The sequence below is a fragment of the Pseudoalteromonas sp. BSi20495 genome (genome assembly GCF_000241185.1).
Taxonomy (GTDB): Bacteria; Pseudomonadota; Gammaproteobacteria; order Enterobacterales; family Alteromonadaceae; genus Pseudoalteromonas; species Pseudoalteromonas fuliginea.
Genome location: NZ_BADY01000010.1, coordinates 122516 through 144113, shown reverse-complemented (window position 1 = coordinate 144113; position 21598 = coordinate 122516). Strand labels below are relative to the sequence as shown.

The 21598-nt window shown below is 39.3% G+C and carries 16 protein-coding genes and 1 pseudogene; 13 read left to right on the top strand and 4 right to left on the bottom strand.

Annotated features, from left to right (window positions below; all coding sequences use genetic code 11):
• Nucleotides 1-34: 34 nt before the first annotated feature.
• From bioA to P20495_RS18490, 6 genes and pseudogenes are all read left to right on the top strand, one after another.
• A pseudogene (gene bioA / locus P20495_RS20010) lies at nucleotides 35-1335 on the top strand (adenosylmethionine--8-amino-7-oxononanoate transaminase).
• 172 nt (nucleotides 1336-1507) lie between these two features.
• Nucleotides 1508-2320: a hypothetical protein gene (locus P20495_RS18470; RefSeq protein ID WP_008133758.1), complete on the top strand. Its 813-nt coding sequence runs from the start codon at nucleotides 1508-1510 to the stop codon at nucleotides 2318-2320.
• Nucleotides 2321-3361 (top strand): extracellular solute-binding protein, encoded by a 1041-nt coding sequence (locus P20495_RS18475; RefSeq protein ID WP_008133756.1) that lies wholly within the window; start codon nucleotides 2321-2323, stop codon nucleotides 3359-3361. It abuts the gene before it with no gap.
• Nucleotides 3361-4860: an iron ABC transporter permease gene (locus P20495_RS18480; protein ID WP_008133755.1), complete on the top strand. Its 1500-nt coding sequence runs from the start codon at nucleotides 3361-3363 to the stop codon at nucleotides 4858-4860. The genes P20495_RS18475 and P20495_RS18480 overlap by 1 nt, the downstream gene beginning before the upstream one ends.
• A 14-nt stretch (nucleotides 4861-4874) precedes the next feature.
• Nucleotides 4875-5891, top strand: coding sequence for an ABC transporter ATP-binding protein (locus P20495_RS18485; RefSeq protein WP_008133753.1), 1017 nt, complete (start codon nucleotides 4875-4877; stop codon nucleotides 5889-5891).
• Nucleotides 5892-5926: 35 nt separating this feature from the next.
• The gene (locus P20495_RS18490) at nucleotides 5927-6556 is read left to right on the top strand and encodes a Vat family streptogramin A O-acetyltransferase (protein ID WP_008133751.1); all 630 of its coding nucleotides are present in this window, start codon (nucleotides 5927-5929) and stop codon (nucleotides 6554-6556) included.
• Between the two features lie 4 nt (nucleotides 6557-6560).
• Here P20495_RS18490 and P20495_RS18495 read toward each other — a convergent pair whose 3' ends face one another.
• On the bottom strand, nucleotides 6561-6995 hold the full coding sequence (locus tag P20495_RS18495) for an AAA family ATPase (protein WP_008133749.1): 435 nt from the start codon (nucleotides 6993-6995) through the stop codon (nucleotides 6561-6563).
• A 297-nt stretch (nucleotides 6996-7292) separates the two neighbouring features.
• On the opposite strand from P20495_RS18495, the gene asnS reads away from it, so the two are divergent.
• Nucleotides 7293-8690, top strand: coding sequence for an asparagine--tRNA ligase (asnS, locus tag P20495_RS18500; RefSeq protein ID WP_008133747.1), 1398 nt, complete (start codon nucleotides 7293-7295; stop codon nucleotides 8688-8690).
• 140 nt (nucleotides 8691-8830) lie between these two features.
• Here the strand turns inward: asnS and P20495_RS18505 are convergent, their stop codons facing one another.
• Together P20495_RS18505 and P20495_RS18510 are read right to left on the bottom strand one after the other, a co-directional pair.
• Nucleotides 8831-9757, bottom strand: coding sequence for an electron transfer flavoprotein subunit alpha/FixB family protein (locus P20495_RS18505; RefSeq protein ID WP_008133745.1), 927 nt, complete (start codon nucleotides 9755-9757; stop codon nucleotides 8831-8833).
• Nucleotides 9758-10507 (bottom strand): electron transfer flavoprotein subunit beta/FixA family protein, encoded by a 750-nt coding sequence (locus P20495_RS18510; protein ID WP_008133743.1) that lies wholly within the window; start codon nucleotides 10505-10507, stop codon nucleotides 9758-9760.
• 221 nt (nucleotides 10508-10728) lie between these two features.
• Between P20495_RS18510 and P20495_RS18515 the strand changes: the two genes are divergently transcribed.
• From P20495_RS18515 to P20495_RS18540, 6 genes are all read left to right on the top strand, one after another.
• Nucleotides 10729-12375, top strand: coding sequence for an electron transfer flavoprotein-ubiquinone oxidoreductase (locus P20495_RS18515; protein WP_008133742.1), 1647 nt, complete (start codon nucleotides 10729-10731; stop codon nucleotides 12373-12375).
• 132 nt (nucleotides 12376-12507) lie between these two features.
• Nucleotides 12508-12972: an acyl-CoA thioesterase gene (locus tag P20495_RS18520; RefSeq protein ID WP_007375777.1), complete on the top strand. Its 465-nt coding sequence runs from the start codon at nucleotides 12508-12510 to the stop codon at nucleotides 12970-12972.
• Nucleotides 12973-13240: 268 nt separating this feature from the next.
• On the top strand, nucleotides 13241-13810 hold the full coding sequence (locus tag P20495_RS18525) for an outer membrane beta-barrel protein (RefSeq protein WP_008133741.1): 570 nt from the start codon (nucleotides 13241-13243) through the stop codon (nucleotides 13808-13810).
• A 178-nt stretch (nucleotides 13811-13988) separates the two neighbouring features.
• Nucleotides 13989-14693, top strand: a complete 705-nt coding sequence (tsaA, locus tag P20495_RS18530; RefSeq protein ID WP_008133740.1) for a tRNA (N6-threonylcarbamoyladenosine(37)-N6)-methyltransferase TrmO — start codon at nucleotides 13989-13991, stop codon at nucleotides 14691-14693.
• An 89-nt stretch (nucleotides 14694-14782) separates the two neighbouring features.
• Nucleotides 14783-16507 (top strand): proline--tRNA ligase, encoded by a 1725-nt coding sequence (locus P20495_RS18535; protein WP_008133739.1) that lies wholly within the window; start codon nucleotides 14783-14785, stop codon nucleotides 16505-16507.
• A 233-nt stretch (nucleotides 16508-16740) separates the two neighbouring features.
• Entirely contained in the window at nucleotides 16741-17586 is an 846-nt protein-coding gene (locus tag P20495_RS18540) for a UDP-2,3-diacylglucosamine diphosphatase (protein ID WP_008133738.1), read from the top strand.
• Between the two features lie 29 nt (nucleotides 17587-17615).
• Here the strand turns inward: P20495_RS18540 and P20495_RS18545 are convergent, their stop codons facing one another.
• Complete coding sequence (locus tag P20495_RS18545; RefSeq protein WP_242401451.1) at nucleotides 17616-20672, bottom strand: ATP-binding protein; 3057 nt, start codon at nucleotides 20670-20672, stop codon at nucleotides 17616-17618.
• Nucleotides 20673-21598: the final 926 nt, after the last annotated feature.

Sequence of the window (21598 nt, the reverse complement as noted above, 5' to 3'; positions counted from 1 at the left end):
TTGTCAACGAAGCCCACCAAGTTAAAGTTTACATATGATTAAAAAGAATACGATTGACCTTGATTTTGATCGTGACCACATTTGGCACCCATATACATCGATGACTAAGCCAATTCCGGTATACCCTGTTACACACGCAAATCACAACATTATTTACCTTGAAACTGGCGAGCAATTAATCGATGGCATGGCCTCCTGGTGGAGCGCAATACATGGCTATAATCACCCTGTTATAAATAACGCCATGATTGAGCAAATTAATAATATGAGCCACATTATGTTTGGCGGTATTACGCATAACAGCGCGGTAGAGCTGTGCAAAAAATAGTAAATATAACGCCGCCTAGTTTAACTAAAGTGTTTTTAGCCGACAGCGGATCGGTAAGTGTTGAAGTAGCGATTAAAATGGCGCTGCAGTATTGGTTAAGCCAAGGCATTACAACAAAACAAAAACTAATGACGCCTTACAAGGGCTACCATGGCGACACCTTTGCAGCCATGAGCGTATGCGACCCCGTTAACTCAATGCATAGTTTATATAGCGGTTTTTTACCTGAGCATGTATTTGTACCCGCACCGGTTAGTAAATTTGATAGCGAGTTTAACCAAACTGAAGCCAAAGAGCTTGAAGAATACTTTAAAGCAAACCACAGCCAAGTAGCCGCCTTTATCATTGAGCCAATAGTACAAAACGCGGGTGGGATGAACTTTTATCACCCTGATTATTTAGCCTGCGTACGTAAATTGTGCACCCAATATAACGTATTGCTAATTTGCGACGAAATTGCCACAGGCTTTGGCCGTACAGGTAAATTATTTGCTGTAGAGCACGCCAATATAGAGCCCGATATAATGTGTATTGGTAAAGCATTAACTGGCGGCTCAATGACGCTATCGGCCACTATCACTAGCGATAAAATAGCCATTGGCATAAGCGAAGGTGAAGCAGGCGTTTTAATGCACGGCCCCACTTTTATGGGCAACCCGCTTGCCTGTGCTGCAGCCTGTGCAAGTATTGATTTATTACTTGAGCAAAACTGGCAACAACGAATAAAGCAAATAAACACCCAGCTACAACAACTTAATAATTGCAGTGAACTAGATGCGGTTGCCAATGTGCGTACCTTAGGTGCAATAGGTGTTGTTGAACTAAACGAGGCTGCGGGCAATGTTGATGTTGCTAAAATTCAAGCTTATTTTGTAAAGCAAGGTGTATGGATACGTCCATTCGGTAAACTAATTTACCTTATGCCACCATATATAAGTGACGACACCAGTATAAAAACACTGTGTGATGCCATTTATAATGCCATTAAAGGCAAGCATTACGTTTAATAGTCGGTCTCAATAACTAATCCTATTACAAGTTATAGCGCTATTTACTGTAACCTACCGCTACATTTAGTGTTTTTATCTATTAAGCGAGTTTGTGGTTATTGATCTCACTAACCATAAGCTATATGATAATGGCTATCATTTACAATTACTCTTTTTGGACTTTTCTGCTATGAATTTATTATTTACACCAGCCAAAACTTTAGGTGCAAGCCTTTTACTAGCCTCGGCGTTTATGGCTCAACCAGTATTAGCTAACGGCCCTATTGGCGAGCATGTTAATCATCTTCAAGCTAACCTTAAAAGTTACGCAGAAGAAGTAGAATGGATGGTAGGCAAAGTTGATACCATGGTAAGCGACTACGATACTAAAGGCGCAAAATCTGTAAAAACTGATGATTTAATTGAATATTGGGAATCAGTTAAGTTTCACAGCGCAATAGAAACTAACTTTGTACCAGTATACGCTTCTATTTGGCAGGGTCTTTATGGCGTAAAAATGGCCATTGATAATAAGCAGCCTGCTGAGGAAGTTCGTAAACAGCAAAAAGCGATGAACATAGCCTTGTGGCAAGGTCTTGGGGCTGTTAAGCTTGCTGCAAAATTCCAGCAAAAAGGCTTGTTAGACACTGTAAAAGCAACCGCTACAACTCAAATGACACAAAGTGCCACAATTGATGAAATTAAGCACAAATTAGACCGTGTAGTAGCTAAATTTGCTGAGCGTTTACGAGACGAAGCAACTGAAATTGTTCATGATACTTATCTGCACCTGTTTGAAGGCGTTGAAGGTACTCTTATTGAACAAGATGCAAAACTAGTTGAAGTGCTGGAAAAAGACTTTAACGTAACACTGCCACAAGCCATTAAAAACAGCAAAAGCGTAGACGAAGTACGCGATGTGATCAGTGACATGCAAACAAAATTAGACCGCGCTAAGGTTTTAATAGAAAAAGCCGAAAAAGCTCGTAAGGATGTATTTTAAGTGAAGCGTAGGACCTTTATTCAAGGCCTAGCTGCGTTAGGGGTGGTTGGCTCATTGCCACTGCCTTTTTCTCGTGCGCTAGCCGCTGATATAGCAAACCCTGTTTCTGTTGACGATTTACCAAAGCTTAAAGGCGAGTTAACCCTTTATTTAGGCCGAGGCGAAGGTGGTTTGTATGAAAACGTATTACAAGCAATCCAGAAAAAAAATCCAGACTTTAAACTCGGTATACGCCGTGGTCCTACAGCTGCTTTAGCAAATACCATTGTTGCAGAAGCTAAAGCCGGCGTTCGCCGCGCTGATTTATTTTGGGCGGTTGATTCAGGCGCGATTGGTTTAGTAACCGATGCAGGACTTGCACAACCTATCCCAGGTGATTTATCTGCTCAGTTACAACCACAATTTAGATATAAAGAATGGGCACCAGTAACTGGCCGTATTCGTACATTGCCATATAACACGTCGCGTTTAACTAAAGATCAAATTCCAACAAGTATTATAGAAATTGCCGACAGCGATTTAAGTATTGGCTGGGCGCCCGCCTACGCTTCTTTTCAATCGTTTGTAACCGCAATGCGAATTTTAGAAGGTAATGACAAAACCGCTAAGTGGCTTAAAAAGATTCAAAAACGTGCTAAAACATACGCCGGCGAGCTAGGTGTTGTGATGGGCGTTGAACGCGGTGAAGTTGATATTGGTTTTGCAAATCACTATTACACTTTGCGTTTAAAATCAGGTAAGCCTGATGCCAAGCTAGATTTAGCATTTACACAAAATGATGCGGGCTGTTTAGTTAATGCATCGGGTGTATTAGCGCTTAACGACGATCCGCTTGCTACTAACTTTATGCGTTACTTACTAAGTAAAGAAGTACAAGGTTACTTAGCCAGTGAAGCGTACGAAATTCCGTTAGTAAATGGTATTACCCAACCAGAGGGTTTACCGTCACTTGCTAATATTTCCCCACCTAAAGTAGATTTAACACAGCTAGCTGATTTACGCCCTACTATAGATTTGATGCGAAGCAGCGGCGTATTGTAATGAAAATACCTACCTCTTATCCAATGGCGCTGCTTGCAGCGCTTGTTGCGCTAACCCCTGTTTATGTATTAATTGTGCTTGCAAGCGATGCAAGCTCAGTGTTTGACACCCACAATCTGCAAATTTTAGGTAACACGTTATCGTTAATGGGTTTAACGGTACTTGGATCTATTTTAATTGGTGTGCCACTGGCGTTTATTAGCGCGTATGTGCATTTACCATTTAAAAAGCTCTGGCTGGTTGTATTTGCCGCCCCGCTGGCAATTCCCAGTTATATTGGCGCATTTACACTTTATGCTGCTTTTGGCCCCGGTGGCGAAATAAATACCTTAACAGGAATAGAAACACCATCAATGTATGGCCTAACAGGTGCCGCCATTGTAATGACGCTTTATACCTTCCCGTTTGTAATGATGACAACTCGCTCATCTTTACTGAGCCTTGACGCGAGCATGGTTAATGCCGCGCGTACGCTGGGCATGTCGATGACGCAAAGTATATTTAAAGTTATATTACCCCGCGTAGTTAACGGTATTGCAGCAGGCTCTTTGTTAGTCGCGCTTTATACGTTATCAGACTTTGGTACGCCCGCAATGATGCGCTTAGATACCTTTACCCGCGTAATTTATGTTGAATACAACGCCTTTGCGCTAGGGCGCGCTGCAATGCTTTCACTTCAACTGATGGTTATTGTTGGCTTTTTACTTTTAGTTGAATCACAAATAAAAACAGCGCCTGAGCGCCATGGTCGTCCGTTAATTTTATTTCCAAACAAATTACAGTTAAGTGCAATGTTTGTTACGTTTGCACCTGTTTTACTGCTTGCTATTGGCTTGCCTTTGGCTATATTTTCGCTTTGGTTAGCTCGCGATGGTTTTAGCTCATTTGATTTTAATATTGCATGGAACTCTACGTATGCATCAGGTATTGCGGCAATTGTAGCTGTTATCGTTGCGATCCCCGTTGCACATGCTGCACTGAGTGGAAAAGCGGGTCGTATAATGGAGCGTGTTACTTACTTTGGTTTTGGTATTCCAGGCATAGTAATGGGCACAGCGCTTGTTTACGGTGGTTTGCAGTTACCGTTTTTATATCAGACACTGGGATTGCTTATTATTGCTTATATGCTGCGATTTTTACCACTTGCTGTAGGCTCTGTTAGAACAAGCACTGAACACTTAGATCCAAGCTTAGTAAAGTCTGCGCGCGTATTAGGGGCAAGCCCACGAGAAGTATTTACTCGCATAACACTACCTTTAACTATGCGCGGTATTATTGCCGGTGCAGCACTGGTGTTTTTAGAGTCAATGCGCGAACTAGAAGCCACTCTACTACTTGGCCCAACAGGGTTTGAAACACTCTCTACTTATTTATGGCGTGTATACGAAGCGGGCTATTTTGGTCGCGCCGCTATTCCTGGATTATTGTTAGTAGTGATATCTGCCTGCGGCTTAGCTATTATGATGTCTGGCGAAAAACGCAACCAGTTTGAACATTAAGGATTTAAAAAATAATGCTATCTGTAAGTCAGTTGTCTATAGATTATGGCAGTAACCGCGTAGTAAGCGATTTAAACTTTTCGCTGGGTGAAAACGAAATCCTTATGCTTGTAGGGCCAACAGGTTGTGGTAAAAGTACAATTTTACAAGCCCTTGCTGGCCTTATACCTATTAGCGAAGGCGAAATAAACACGGGTAAATGGCGCGCTACTCCCAAATTAACACTACCTCCTGAAAAACGCAGTGTAGGTATGGTGTTTCAAGATTTTGCGTTATTTCCGCACTTAACCGTACAGCAAAACATTTGCTTTAGATTAAAAGATACAGCCCCTGCTGAGTATTGGATAAACCTACTTGGACTGAACGATTTTAGAGATAAAAAACCAGCAACGCTTTCTGGCGGACAAAAGCAACGTGTAGCACTTGCGCGCACCCTTGCCCACCAACCTGACTTTGTATTACTTGATGAGCCGCTTTCAAACTTAGATGCCGCCCTTAAAGACATGCTTCGTTGGGATATTAGAAACGCACTTAAAGCCGCTGGCGTACCCGCTATTTGGGTAACACACGACCAAGAAGAAGCACTCTCAGTTGGCGATCGCGTTGGTGTGCTTAAAGGCGGCAAAATTCAGCAAATTGATACACCAGAGCGCTGCTTTAGCACGCCAAACAATCGCTTTGTGGCACGCTTTTTAGGTGAAGCCAGCTTTATTAGCGGCCAATTTAGCCAAGGGCAAGCCACTACCTCAATTGGTAACGCGCCCGCTCATGGCGTTGACTGTGAAAGTGGCGACGTGGATGTACTACTTCGACCAGACGATGTGTTACTTGTTCAAAGCAGTATTGGCAATAACGGCGAAGTAATTTGGGTACGTTTTGAAGGTGGCAGCCGCTTGTGCGCTGTAAAACTTGCGTGTTCTACGGTTGTAACTAGCAGAGTAAGCCATGAAGTTGTGGTAAACCCTGGCGATGAAGTGCATGTATCACTAAGCACATCGCACCCACTAGCCGTTTATAAGTCTATAGATTAATATCTATACCTAACTCAAAATTAAGAGGAAACCTCATGAACGGACCAAACCCCAATAATCCTTCACCAATGGAAGGTTTTCCTCAAGTAGGTTTTTTAAAAAACTATATTACTTCTACCAATATTGAAGTAGGCGATTATACATATTATGACGATCCTGATGGTCCTGAGAATTTTGAAAAAAATGTGCTTTACCATTTCGATTTTATAAATGACAAACTACTAATCGGTAAGTTTTGTGCGATAGCTAAAGACGTTACTTTTATAATGAATGGCGCTAACCATCAAACTTCTGGATTTTCTACTTATCCATTTTTTATATTTGGTAATGGCTGGGAAAAATTTGCACCAAAATCAAATGATTTACCCTTTAAAGGCAATACAGAAATTGGTCATGATGTTTGGATTGGTTATAACGCTACAATTATGCCCGGGGTAAAAATTGGCTGTGGCGCTATTATTGCCAGTAAATCAGTCGTTACCTGCGATGTACCTGCTTATAGCGTTGTAGGTGGAAATCCCGCTAAAGTGATAAAAACCAGATTTGACGATAAAACAATAAATACGCTGCTAGATATAGCTTGGTGGGATTGGAGCAATGAAAAAATCACTGCTCATTTAGATGCCATTACACAATGCGATATAAAAGCCTTATCTAATCTCTAAGTGATTACCACTCAAACATGTACGCCATTTTACTTATTGTTTTTAGTGGGATGTGATGGGAGTTGCGTTTAGCGTATAAATGCTGCATTGATTTGTCTTTCACTTCACCCACTATCACTTCTTTTACTTGATAACCTAAAGCGATAGCCGCTTGCGAATACGCTACAAACTCCCACTTTTTAATATTAGTGTTATCTACAATTACCAAAGGAGTGCCTTGGGAAAGTGCATTTATAAAACGCGCTAAATTTAAATTATGAAATTGCGGTAATTTAAACTTATCGAAATGATACTCGCCTTGCTCATTAATAAAGTAATCATCTGTTGAGCAAATTAGGTACTGGCTTTCGTCAGCGCCGCCTAATTCGTCGGCAAGGTTTTGCGCGTAATAAGACTTACCACTTCCAGGTAGTCCACGTAATATAAAAACTTGTTTCATAGCATCGATTTTTTAAGTGTGAATAAAAATAAATTTAATTAGTTTGTTAATAATGCCACAAAATCACTAAATTTGAGAGTAACAAATAACATTAGAAGTAATAAACCCTCTAAAACTGCTTAAAAATAAACCGCATGCATAAAAACTTTTAAAGAGTTGCCCACAATAGTTTTTTTATTTAACTTTACTAGGTAAGATACAGGGTTCAAGTGCAGCGCCGTTTATGTGCAATTTATGCCCGAGTGTTGCGCACAGTTAAAATAAAATAGTTAGGCAACTTATATCATTGGAGTGAAGATGAGCCATTTAGCGATTTCAGAGCTATTAAAAGGCAATGTTGCGGTAGACAGCCAAGTAACAATTAAGGGCTGGATCCGTACTCGCCGCGATTCAAAAGCAGGAATTTCATTTTTAGCCGTTCATGACGGTTCGTGTTTTGATCCTATTCAAGCGGTAGTTCCTAATTCACTGAATAATTATGATGAAGTTACTAGCTTAACAGCCGGTTGTTCTGTGTCGGTTACTGGTGTTTTAGTTCAATCTGCTGGCCAAGGTCAATCTTACGAAATTCAAGCTAACTCAGTGACTGTGTTAGGTTGGGTAGAAAACCCAGATTCATACCCAATGTCGGCAAAACGCCACAGCATTGAGTACTTACGTGAGCACGCTCACCTTCGCCCTCGTACAAATATGATTGGCGCGGTAACTCGTGTACGTAACTGTTTAGCACAAGCTATTCACCGTTTTTACCACGAGCAAGGCTTTTACTGGATCAGCACGCCAATTATTACGGCAAGTGACTGTGAAGGCGCTGGCGAAATGTTCCGTGTATCAACGCTTGATATGCAAAACTTACCACTTACAGACAAAGGCGATGTTGATTACAGCGAAGATTTCTTCGGTAAAGAAGCATTCCTTACTGTATCTGGTCAGTTAAATGGCGAAACTTACGCGTCTGCAATGTCAAAAATTTATACATTTGGCCCTACATTCCGCGCAGAAAATTCAAATACATCTCGCCACCTTGCAGAATTTTGGATGGTAGAGCCTGAGGTTGCGTTTGCTGATTTAGAAGACATCGCAAAACTTGCTGAAAACATGCTTAAGTATGTATTTAAAGCAGTACTTGAAGAGCGCCGTGATGACATGGAATTTTTTGCACAACGTGTAGAAAAAACTGCAATTACGCGTTTAGAAGAATTTGTAGAAAAAGACTTCGCACAGGTAAATTACACTGAAGCAGTAGAGATTCTTATAAACTGTGGTAAAAAGTTTGAGTACGCTGTTGAATGGGGTGTAGATTTACAATCTGAGCACGAGCGTTACCTTGCTGAAGAACACTTTAAAGCACCAGTAGTTATTAAAAACTACCCACGTGACATTAAAGCATTTTACATGCGCCAAAACGAAGACGGTAAAACCGTTGCCGCAATGGACATCGTAGCGCCTGGTATTGGCGAGATCATTGGTGGTTCACAACGTGAAGAACGCCTTGATGTGCTTGATGCGCGTTTAGAAGAAATGGGCTTAAACAAAGAAGATTACAGCTGGTACCGCGATTTACGTAAATACGGTAGCGTCCCACATTCAGGCTTTGGTTTAGGCTTTGAGCGCTTAGTTGCTTATGTAACAGGTATGGGCAACGTACGTGACGTTATTGCCTTCCCTCGTACTAAAGGCAGCGCAACTTACTAATATTTAGTAAGATGTTTATAAATACTAAAAACCAGCCAATTGGCTGGTTTTTTTGTGTCTTGAATTAACCGTATAAAAAAAGCCGCAGCACTCAAAGAGCACCACGGCTTTCAACCAGAATAAGTTTGTTTATTTAAAGGCTATAAAGCACTCTCTAACTGTGGCAGTACTTCAAACAAATCAGCCACTAACCCGTAATCTGCAACTTGAAAAATAGGTGCGTCTGGGTCTTTATTAATCGCGACAATTACTTTTGAGTCTTTCATACCCGCTAAATGCTGAATAGCACCGCTAATACCTACTGCAATGTATAAATTAGGCGCTACAATTTTACCTGTTTGACCAACTTGCATGTCGTTAGGTACAAAGCCTGCATCAACCGCTGCGCGCGACGCACCAATAGCTGCACCTAATTTATCGGCAATACCATTAAGTAATGCAAAGTTTTCGCCGTTTTGCATACCACGACCACCCGATATAACCACCGTAGCAGCCGTAAGCTCTGGACGTTCTGACTCTGTTTGTTCAACACTTACAAAGCTACTTAATTGTGAATCTGACACAGTATCAATATTAGTAACAACCGCTGCTGATTGCTCACCTTGTAAATCAAAGCTACTTGCACGTACGGTAATTACTTTTTTACTATCGAGTGACTTAACCGTTGCGATTGCATTACCTGCATAAATTGGACGTTTAAATGTATCGGCGTCCACTACTGCGATAATTTCAGAAATTTGCGCAACATCTAATAACGCAGCAACACGTGGCATAAAATTTTTGCCTGTTGTAGTAGCACTTGCAACAATGTGGCTGTAGGTGTCGCTAAGAGATAAAACTAAATCGCTCATGCTCTCAGCTAACTGATGTTCATAAACGCTATTATCAGCAACTAAAACATTATCTACGCCATCAATGCTGGCAACTTGTGAGCTCATTGCGCTTAAGTTGTTACCTGCAATTAGTATATCAATAGGAAAACCCATTTTTACTGCGGCGTTAATAGTTTTTGAGGTTTCTGGTTTTAAGGCACCGTTGTCGTGCTCTGCAATTACGAGTGTTTTCATTTAAATCACCTTTGCCTCTGTTTTTAATTTTTCTACAAGCTGTGCAACGTCTTCTACAATAATTCCTGCGGTGCGTTTAGCTGGCTCTTCTACACTTATTAATTGCATACGCGGTGTTAAATCAACACCAAGCGAATCTGCTGCTATTACTTCAAGCGGCTTACGTTTGGCTTTCATAATATTTGGCAGTGATGCGTAGCGAGGCTCGTTTAAGCGTAAGTCGGTTGTAACAACTGCCGGTAAATTCAGTGCCACCGTTTGCAGCCCGCCATCAACTTCGCGGGTTACGTTTACTTTGCCATCTTTAATAACCACTTTTGATGCAAATGTACCCTGCCCACGATTAGTAAGCGCAGCGAGCATTTGACCTGTTTGATTATTATCTGAGTCAATTGATTGTTTACCTAAAATGACAAGTTCAGGCGTTTCTTGCTCTACAATTTTAGCGAGTAGCTTTGCAATATGAAGTGACTCGAGCTTTTCATCGGTTTCGATGTGAATGGCTTTGTCAGCACCCAATGCTAATGCTGTGCGTAATTGTTCTTGCGATGCTTTAGGACCAATAGTTACGGCAACCACTTCACTGGCTGTGCCGGCTTCTTTGAGGCGAATTGCTTCTTCTATGGCAATCTCACAAAACGGGTTCATTGCCATTTTTACGTTGGTTAAATCAACGTCGCTGTTATCACTTTTAACGCGTGCTTTTACGTTGTAATCAATCACTCTTTTTATTGGTACGAGAACTTTCATAGGAACTCCATAATTATTTAAACCTACAAGGTAACGTGCACGTCAACCTATTTATTTTATGAAATTAGACTACTTCCTGTTGACGTAAACGTCAACCTAAAATAACCTTTAACTATTCACAGTCTGTAACGTTTAATTTGCAAGGTTAAAAATAGGCTGTACACCTTATTTAAATGCGTAGTAAACATTCAAATAAGTCCGTCATAGATAAAGAGGTTATTATGGTCGAACGTGAAACCATGGAATTTGATGTAGTAATTGTTGGTGCAGGCCCTGCTGGGCTTTCAAGTGCAATTAAACTCGCGCAATTAGCACAAGAAAAACAACAAGAGTGCATGATTTGCGTAGTCGAAAAGGGTTCTGAAGTAGGTGCACATGTACTCTCTGGTGCTGTTTTTGAAACCAAAGCTTTGGATGAACTACTACCTAATTGGCAAGAGCTTGGCGCACCGGTTACAACCAAAGTAACTAACGATGAAATTTATTGGTTTAACAACGAGCAAAAAGCGACATCAATCCCCCACTTTGCTACACCAAAAACATTTCATAATGATGGTAACTACATTGTATCTATGGGTAACGTGTGTCGATGGCTTGCAGAGCAAGCTGAAAACTTAGGCGTCGAGATTTTTCCAGGATTTAGCGCACACTCTTTAATAATTGAAGATAAAGCAGTAAAAGGGATTATTACTGGCGATATGGGTGTCGACAAAGACGGTAATGAAAAAGACGGTTACATGCCAGGCATGGAGCTTCGTGCAAAATACACTATTTTTGCAGAAGGTTGCCGTGGTCATTTAGGTAAACAATTAATTAATGAGTTTGCACTTGATGCAGGTTCATCGCCGCAGCATTACGGTTTAGGCTTTAAAGAAATTTGGCAAATTGATGAAAGTAAACATGAGCTTGGCAAAGTTGTTCATGGTACAGGTTGGCCACTTAGCGGCGATACTAATGGTGGTGCATTTATGTATCACAGTGAAAACAATCAAGTTGTTGTTGGTTTAATTGTTGATTTAAATTACTCAAACCCACATTTAAGCCCGTTTGATGAGTTTCAGCGAATGAAACACCATCCAGTTTTTAAAAACGTACTTGAAGGCGCTGAACGTATTGCTTACGGCGCGCGTGCTATTGCTAAAGGTGGCTTGCATTCATTACCAAAAATGCATTTTGCTGGTGGTTTACTTGTAGGGTGCGATGCAGGCACACTTAATTTTGCAAAAATTAAAGGTAATCACACAGCAATGAAATCGGGAATGATTGCCGCTGAGGTTATTTTCGAAGCGCTGCAAAATGAGTTAGCAAATACCGATTTAACTAAATACCAGACAGCGTTTGAGCAATCGTGGGCATATAAAGAGCTATATCAATCTCGTAACTTTGGCCCTGCAATGCACAAACTTGGTAAGTTTATAGGTGGTGCGTATAACACGCTTGATCAAAATATTTTTAATGGCGGTTTACCTTTTACATTTAAAGATAATACGCCCGATCACTCTACCCTTGTTGATGCAAAAGCTGCTGACAAAATTGCGTATCCAAAACCAGATGGACAACTTAGTTTTGATAAACTCTCAAGTGTGTTTTTATCAAATACTAACCACGAAGAATCACAGCCGTGTCATTTAAAGCTTAAAGATGCGTCAATTCCTATTAACGTAAACCTAGTTAAATTTGATGAACCCGCACAACGTTATTGTCCTGCTGGCGTTTACGAAGTACAAGAAATAGCAGGCAATAAAGAGTTTGTTATTAATGCCCAAAACTGTGTGCACTGTAAAACTTGCGATATTAAAGACCCCAGCCAAAACATTACGTGGGTAACACCTGAAGGCGCTGGTGGACCAAATTACCCTAATATGTAACTAAATTATGCGTCGTATAGTTATATAACTACGTTTTTTACATATAAATTATAAACATATCCTAAATTGCAGGGGCTTCGGCCCCTTTTTTGCGCTATGCTCATATGCAGTATTAATAAATGAGTAATATCTATGCCGTCGTCAAAAGTTGTTTTTCGTTTTTTAGCAGAGCCTACCGATGTAAATTTTGGTGGTAAAGTTCATGGTGGAGTCGTCATGAAGTGGATTGACCAAGCTGGTTATGCATGTGCAGCTGGCTGGAGTGGTCATTATTGTGTAACAGTTTCAGTTGCTGGGGTTAAATTTAGACGTCCAATATTAGTAGGGCAAATTGTCGAAGTAGAAGCTAAAATAGCGCATACCGGTAAAACAAGTATGCAGATATTTATTCAAGTACGTTGTGGCGATCCAAAAACACAAAATATGGTTGAAACAAATCACTGTGTTATAAGTTTTGTCGCAATGGACGAAACGGGTTATCCAGTAGAAGTGCCTGAATTTAAAGCTGTGACAGACGAAGATTTAAAATTAGAAAACTACGCTATTAAAATGAAAGAAATAGCAATTGAAACTGAAAACCTGTTACACAATGTATAACTTTTAGCTGTTCTGTAAATTCAAAATGTAGCTGTGTAAAAAACTCATGTTGTTTTGTAAAACGTACAAAACCGCTTAGAAAACAAATCACTACAAAAGCTCGCATTGCTTAAAAACCATACAACCCCTTGCGATAACCAGTACTAAAGTAGGTATTGTGAGGGGTTTTTGCTTGTTTTTAAAATTGGCATGTTCACTGCATTTATATAATTGAAGTTTGATTGACTTAATCGAACATTAATTTTTAATTGTAAAGGAGCTATTCACAATGATTAAAACACTTTCTCTTTCTGCACTTGCATTAGCAACACTGGGTTTTAACACAGCAGCACACGCTGATATTTCTGATTTTGATTCTCCACGTATTTATACTGGTATCGGTTACGGTCAATATTCTTTTGAGTTTGAAGACAGTGACAACGACACTGACTTTGACGACGATGCACAAATGCTCAAAGGGTATGTTGGTACTCAATTTAACGAGTACTTAAGCTTAGAGCTTGCTTACCAAAACTTTGATGAAGTTAGTGACATAGACAGTAAAGCTGAGATTGATGGCGTATCACTTGCCGCACGCCTAGGGCTTCCTCTATCTGAAAGCTTCACTGTATACGCAAAAGGTGGTTGGCTTGAATGGGACGCAGACTACACACAAGACTTACCAGTAGGAAGTATATCAACTTCTACTGATGGTGGAGATGCGTTTTACGGTGCAGGTATTGAATATGCGCTTACAACAAATGTTCAATTTCGTTTAGAGTATGAACGTTACAAACTTGACGATGATATTGATCCAGACATGGATGTAGCGTCTGTATCAGTTCAATACATGTTTTAATGAGTCTTTAACATGTATTAATAGGGTAAGCTTAAGAGCTTACCCTTTTTTGTTTTAAGGCCTGCTAATTTTCATCATATAGACCAAGCAGTCTATAAATAATAAACTTATTCACATTAATGCCATAGTCGCTAAATAAAGGTAGAATAGCGCTCTATTTTATTTGTATCCGAGTACTATGAGCGATTATACCATTTCGGCTATTGGCCACATTGAATCTCCTTATAAACAAAAGTTTGCTATACCTAGGCAACCTCGTTTAGTGCCACAAGCCAAGGCAAAACTTATTTTTGCACCTGATTTTAATCGCGAAGAGTTTGTACGTGGTTTAGATGAATTTACTCATATTTGGTTGTTATTTCGTTTTCATGAAACGGCCGATAAAGGTTATTCTGCCATGGTTCGTCCACCTCGTTTAGGTGGCAATGAACGAAAAGGTGTATTTGCTACACGCGCTACATTTAGACCAAACGCGATTGGTATGAGCGCAGTAAAGCTCGAAGGTATTGAGTATAAAAACGGACAACTTAGTTTATTACTCGCTGGCATTGATTTACTTAATGGCACACCCATTATCGATATTAAACCGTACTTACCTTATTCAGATGCTATGTTTGACGCCAGTGCTGGCTTTGCAGATACACGCCCAGAAACACAAATGACGGTTGAATTTAGCCCTCAGGCAATTGAGTTTGTTAATGCGCAAACACAGTACCCAGATTTACATGATTTTATAGCTAATGTTTTAAAACAAGATCCCCGCCCTGCCTATAAAAAACAAAAAGATGGCGAGCAAAGCTACGGTATGACTTTGTACAATTATAATATTCGCTGGCAAGTCAATGGCGAGCATAACCTAGTAACAAGCATAGAAAAAAACTAAATAACTCACTTAGCGCTTTAGTGTAAAAGCATCCGCTGTTAAACTTAAGCTCTATTAAAAGAACATAATTACTCTATTTCGGAAAAAACATGCGTACAAGCCAATATATACTCGCAACACTTAAAGAAACGCCATCAGATGCTGAAATCGTATCGCATCAGTTAATGCTTAGAGCCGGTATGATCCGTCGCGTCGCTTCGGGTTTATACACTTGGTTACCCTCTGGTTTACGTGTACTACGTAAAGTAGAAAACATTGTACGTGAAGAGATGGACAAAGCTGGCGCCATTGAAATGCTAATGCCAGTTATTCAACCGGCTGATTTGTGGGAAGAGTCTGGTCGTTGGAATGAGTTTGGTCCTGAGCTAATGCGCTTTACTGATCGTCATAATCGTACATTTGCACTTGGACCAACGCACGAGGAAGTGATTACTGATTTCGTTCGTAAAGAAATTAATAGCTATAAACAGTTACCAGTTACTTTATACCAAGTACAAACTAAAGTACGCGACGAACGCCGTCCTCGCTTTGGTGTGATGCGTGCTCGTGAATTTACAATGAAAGATGCCTACTCTTTTCACCTAAGTGAAGAATGTTTAGATGCAACATATCAAGCGATGCACAAGGCATATTGTAATATTTTTGAGCGCTTAGGTCTTGATTACCGTCCTGTTATCGCAGATACAGGCTCTATCGGCGGAAGCGTATCGCACGAGTTTCATGTACTTGCTGAATCAGGTGAAGATGCCATTGCATTTAGTGATGGCAGCGACTACGCCGCTAATATTGAAAAAGCAGAGGCGCTTGCACCAAACGATCCACGCCCTGAAGCATCAAAAGAGCTTAAAGCGTTTCCAACTCCTGACGCTAAAACTATTAACGAGCTTAAAAAACACTACGGTGTTAAGCCACATCGCGGTGTTAAAACGTTAATTGTTTATGGCACGCCTGATGAAAACGAAGTACGTGGTCTTGTAGCCATAGTACTGCGTGGCGATCACGAATTAAATGAACTAAAAGCTGAAAAGCACCCGTTAGTAGACTCTCCGCTAGAAATGGCAACAGAGGCTGATATTGTTGCTGCTATTGGTGCAAGACCTGGTTCACTTGGCCCGGTTGGCCTGTCGATGCCAATTATTGTTGATAGAACGGCTAACGTACTTGCTGATTTTGTTGCCGGTGCTAATAAAGATGACGAGCATTACAGCGGCATTAACTGGGATCGTGATGTAACTAATTATGAAGTTGCTGATATCCGTAATATTGTTGAAGGCGATATGAGCCCATGTGGCCAAGGCGTTTTACAAATTAAACGTGGTATTGAAGTTGGGCATATTTTCCAGCTTGGCACTAAATACTCACAAGCAATGAAAGCGGGCGTATTAAACGAAGACGGTAAAAACCAAACAATGACCATGGGTTGTTACGGTATTGGTGTTTCACGTATTGTTGCTGCTGCTATAGAGCAAAACAACGATCAATACGGGATCATTTGGCCAAAATCAATCGCGCCATTCGATTTAGCAATTGTGCCAATGAACATGCACAAATCGCATCGTATTCCTGATATTGCAAATGACCTTTACCAAGGTTTAAAAGAAGCAGGTCTTGATGTGTTATTTGATGACCGTAAAGAGCGCCCTGGTGTTATGTTTAACGATATGGAACTCATTGGTGTGCCATTTACGCTAGTAATTGGTGAGCGCAACCTTGACGAAAACAAAGTTGAGCTTAAAAACCGCCGCACCGGTGAAAAGCTAATGATTGATATCGACACAGCAATTGATGCAATTAAAGCGGCTGTTAAAGGTTAATAACACGCACGCTTAAAATAGACTAAAAGGCCGCATTTAAAATGCGGCCTTTTTGATGAGCGATAATAGCAATGCATAATAATAGCTGCTCAATGACTCACCTTTTCTAGCTTTGTAGAAATCTTTTAATTACGTGCCTTGGTGTAAATTGTCATGGAGGCTTCGCTAAAGTGTCTCATAAGTGTCATTAGATTTATCTACAGTGTTTAATTATTACACTATGGATGACGGGCATGACAAACAATCAACTGCGTAAAAAACAACATTATCCAGCCATTTGGATATCTGATGTTCATTTAGGTTACAAAGATTGTAAAGCTGATTACTTACTTGATTTTTTAAACTCGGTAGAATCCGACACACTTTATTTAGTCGGTGATATTATCGATTTATGGTCAATGAAACGTCAGTTTTATTGGCACTCTTCACATTATCAAGTATTAAATTCTATACAACAAAAAGCAGCTAATGGGACACGCGTCATTTATATTCCCGGCAATCACGATGAGACGTTTCGTAACTACGTTGATCAAACTTTATTCGGTGTTGAGGTCCATCAGCAGTTTATTCACACCACTAAAGCTAATAAGCGATTCTTGCTAGTTCATGGTGATGAATTTGATATCGCAACTCGCTATAACAAACTCATTAGCATAGCTGGTGATGCAGGATACGACTTTTTATTATTTTTAAATCGTTGGATAAATCGTATACGTAAAGTATTTGGTGGGAATTACTACTCACTTGCCGCGTGGATCAAAGCGCGAGTACACAAAGCCCGTGAAGCTATTGCAGCCTTTGAGGATGCCGCAATCCGTGAAGCTAAAAAACAAAAAGTAGATGGTATTATTTGTGGACATATTCATCACCCTAAAATAAAAGTGGATGATGGGATTATGTATTGCAACGATGGGGATTGGATTGAGAGCTGCACGGCACTTGTAGAGCAAAAAGATGGGAAAATTGAGTTATTACATTGGTCAGAAACGCAAACCGTGCTCGACAGTGCTGATATTACAAAACTAGCTGCACCGATAGTCAGCTCAGTAGAAGCTAAACCAAAAAAATCAGCTGCATAGCAGCTGAACACTTACACAATGGATGTGATTCAGTTTAACCAAGTCAATAGCTTACTCTTTAGCGTTTGTGGCTTTATTGGCTTAGTAATATAATCGTTCATCCCTGCAGCTAAACAGCGCTCTCTGTCACCTTCCATCGCACTTGCTGTCATAGCAATAATTGGCACATACGAATATTCACTTCCCGCTTTACCACTTCTTATTGCGCTAGTAGTATCGTAACCGTTGAGATTTGGCATTTGACAATCCATTAAAATAATATCGAAGGTTTGACCCTCATGTAGTTTTAATACCTCTAATGCCTCTAAGCCATCTGATGCCGTGGTTATTTTTACTTTCGTATGTTTTAAAATAGCTTTAGCAACTTCAACGTTGATCATATTATCATCAACTAATAATACGTTAAAATTCGATAAGTCTGGCTCTATAGCTTCTTCAATTAAATGGTTAGCTGCTGCAACCACAAGTTCATTATTTGCGCCGAATAAACTCGCTAACTTGTAGCTAAACTGATCTTGGGTAAGTGGTTTATTTAAAATATGGCTATATTCGGCCACTATCGTAGACTGCTTGTTTACTACCATATCACGTAAAATCAGCACATATTTCTTATCATATTGATTACAAAAACTAATGAGGGCGTCAATTTGTGGATGCTCATCATCTATAATTAATAAGTCGGCATCAAATGCACTATGTCCACTAAAATAATCTAAGCGGACAATTTTATCCTTATCTATTTTACACGCATGTATTAGTAAATTTGTGACGTTGTTAAATACGTTATCACGCGCAATTAATGTTGCCACGTTAATTGATGTCGCTAATTCAATGCTGGTATTTAACTTTTTCTGCTGTGCAACATGCAACTCTACCGTAGCAATAAAAACACTGCCAATCCCTTTTTTACTAGTAACCGTAATATTGCCTCCCATCAACTGGGCTAACTTTTTGCAAATAGATAAACCTAAACCTGTTCCACCAAAGTGACGAGTCGTACTTGAATCCTCTTGTGTAAACACCTCGAATAATCTATCTAAATTTTCAGGAGCAATACCAATCCCGGTATCTTTGATCGTAAAACTCATTAACAGTTTAGAATCGGTGATGTACTTAGAGCCAATTGTTAAGCTAACCTCACCTTTGTGGGTAAACTTAAAGGCATTATTAACTAAGTTTATCAAAATTTGTTTTAAGCGGTGACTGTCACCAATCACCATCCGGTCGATAACGTCTTTTGTATCTAAAAAGACCTCAAGTCCTTTTCGTTGTCCTTGCAATGCTAAAGAAGTAATCATATCACTGCATACGGTGACAACATCAAAAGTATGATTATCAATATCGAGCTTTCCGGCTTCAATTTTAGAGAAGTCTAAGATGTCATTAATTAAGTTCATTAATGAATGTGCGCTGCTGTTAGCTAATTTCAAATAATGATGCTGTTGCTCAGATAACCCCTCCTCTTTTAACATTTCAAGCATGCCTAATACGCCGTTCATTGGTGTACGAATTTCATGAGAAATGTTAGCAACAAAGTCACTTTTTGCTTGGCTAGCTGCTAGGGCTTGATCTATAGCGCGTTCTAGTTCTATGGTTCTTTGGGATACTTTAAGCTCTAAAGTACTATTCAAACCTTCAAGTTCTGATTGTATGTTTTTCAGTGAAGTAATATTTCTTAAAATCGCAGCAACTTGATAGCGATTGTTATACACATCAAAAATACTACTGAGTGTGATCGAATAAAATTGCTTGTTACCAAATGCATCAGTATAAATAGCTTCGAAGGGCATTTTTGCCCCATCAATTATAGTTTCTTCAATACAATTACTATCCGCTTTATTTAAGTTGAATAGTGAAATGAAATCGTTTTCTTTGTCCTCGAGAGCACTGCCAAATACATTTTTAGCCGTGTTATTAAAATGAACAATTTGTCCCGTTTCTTCAATTGTAAAAATAGCGTCCAAAGAATTTTCTATTACTTTATTATTTTGCTCTTTCAATGAATGTATAAGTAATTTACGGTTTATGAATCTTTGATATATAGAAGTTATTATTAAAAATATGCTAAAAAACACTACGAGTAAAATAATGAAATTTTGTCGCCTTTCACTCACTTTTAACAATAAATCATGAGTATTTAAGCTAACAGCTAATTCAAGAGGGAGCATCGCGATATCTCCTTCAAAATAAATCCGTTTTTTTAAGTAGTATTGTTGAGGGTAACTATTTATTGGTAGTGTATTGCCAACAGACATTTCTTCGGCTTCATTAAATTCATCATCCCAAGTCCTACTTTGGTTAAACTCAAAGCCAAATCGTAAGTCAGTATCTGGATGGTATAAAAATTCTCCTTCATTATTCATTAAGTAAATAGCAACGCCCTTTGGAGACTCTACAATTAAGCTTTTAAATAATTCGTCTGCAAAATAATTAGTGACTAGCACTGCAAACACTTGCTTATGTTCATCGAAAACAGGTTTAGCAACTCGAAAAGTACTAATGTAAGGCTGCTGTATTTCGCCATTTTCTCGATTGTAATTTATGGGGGAAATGTAAACTGAATTTGCATCTAATATACTGGCTTTAATTACGTAGTCTCGTTGTCCTTTTTGTTGTAATTGTTCTCCATAGAGTCTAACTAGGCTGCCAAGCTCAGTACGATCGACCCGAACAACTTCTTGGCCACCGTCTGCTAGTGTAATATAACGTGCCTGTAATATGCTTTCGTCTGTTCGCATAAAACCCGAAAATATACTTGCTAGTCGTTCTTGCCAGACCGCAATTGGCGTACCCAATAGTGGATCTATCAATTTATGTTCTGTGGCACGAGAAATACCTTGGATTGGTGGTGTAGCATCTAGAAATCGGATAGCAGTAACGCTGTCTTTAAAGTGCTTTTTTAAAGACAGCGTTTTTGTTTCTAATTCTCTTTTTAATTCAATTTGAGCCGTATTATAAACGTCACTTCTTACTTTTTCCTCAAATAAATAAAGCGAGGGTAATGAAATAACTATAAATGTTATTACGACCAAAAGTATCAGCTTGTTATTTTTTGTGCTTCTTAAAAAAATATTCTTTTTTAACATTTACCTTCGCCACTAAATTGAGCTACTAAACAGTATAGAGTATTGAAAAATTAAATATCCTAGCAACCAGAACTTACAGGCCTATAAGGGCTAATTTTTCAATATTCAGCTTTTAGTTACTTAAAGATTGATCACCTGAGATGGCATCGTAAATCCATTTTATGTACTAATTTTGCAATTATTTTATTAGTAACGGGTAACTATTTACGTATAAGTTTTCAGCATTCAAGATTGAAACTTGTTCCGTCAAGGGGCTATATCGCGGCGCATGGTTTATAACCTTTGGGCTAGCTAGCTGCTCCTGCGTTACCTTACTGACTTACATTAACAATAAGTAAGATGTCTGCGGATTACTAACGCCCTTTACCGACTTCAATATAAGCGACAAAGAGTCAATAGCCATAAGGGAGAATGCAATTGGCAGCGTATGTTTGGCATTTATGCAGCGCTATCGCCTATTTATAAATAATCCCTTATAAGTAACACCACATTATTTAGGCTGTATTTTGACTAAAAAACAGGTCTATTTTTGAAATTTCACCCACAAAAGTTCAACACGCCTAACCTAAATTAATAAACACTGAGGTAATTATAAGCATAGAGTACGTTAATACGTTCTGAACAGATCTGAACATTGGGAACTAATGACCATGAGAGCAACATTCGTAAACAGCTGTTTAAAAGATTTAAAACCAATCCGCAATAATACTTAATCAATTTGAGGGATTAAACCTGACTTTAACTGCGTTAAAATTCCTGTTATACGACTGCATGGATGCAGGAGGTAGGAGGTAGAGCAATTAGTGATAACAATTAAATAAAGAAATTTTTGCTTTGTTATCAACATAATTTTCTTACTTCAAAATAGGTCACGTAATTAAGGGTATTGGTGTTATTGATGATTTCCATAATTAAAATCAACATAT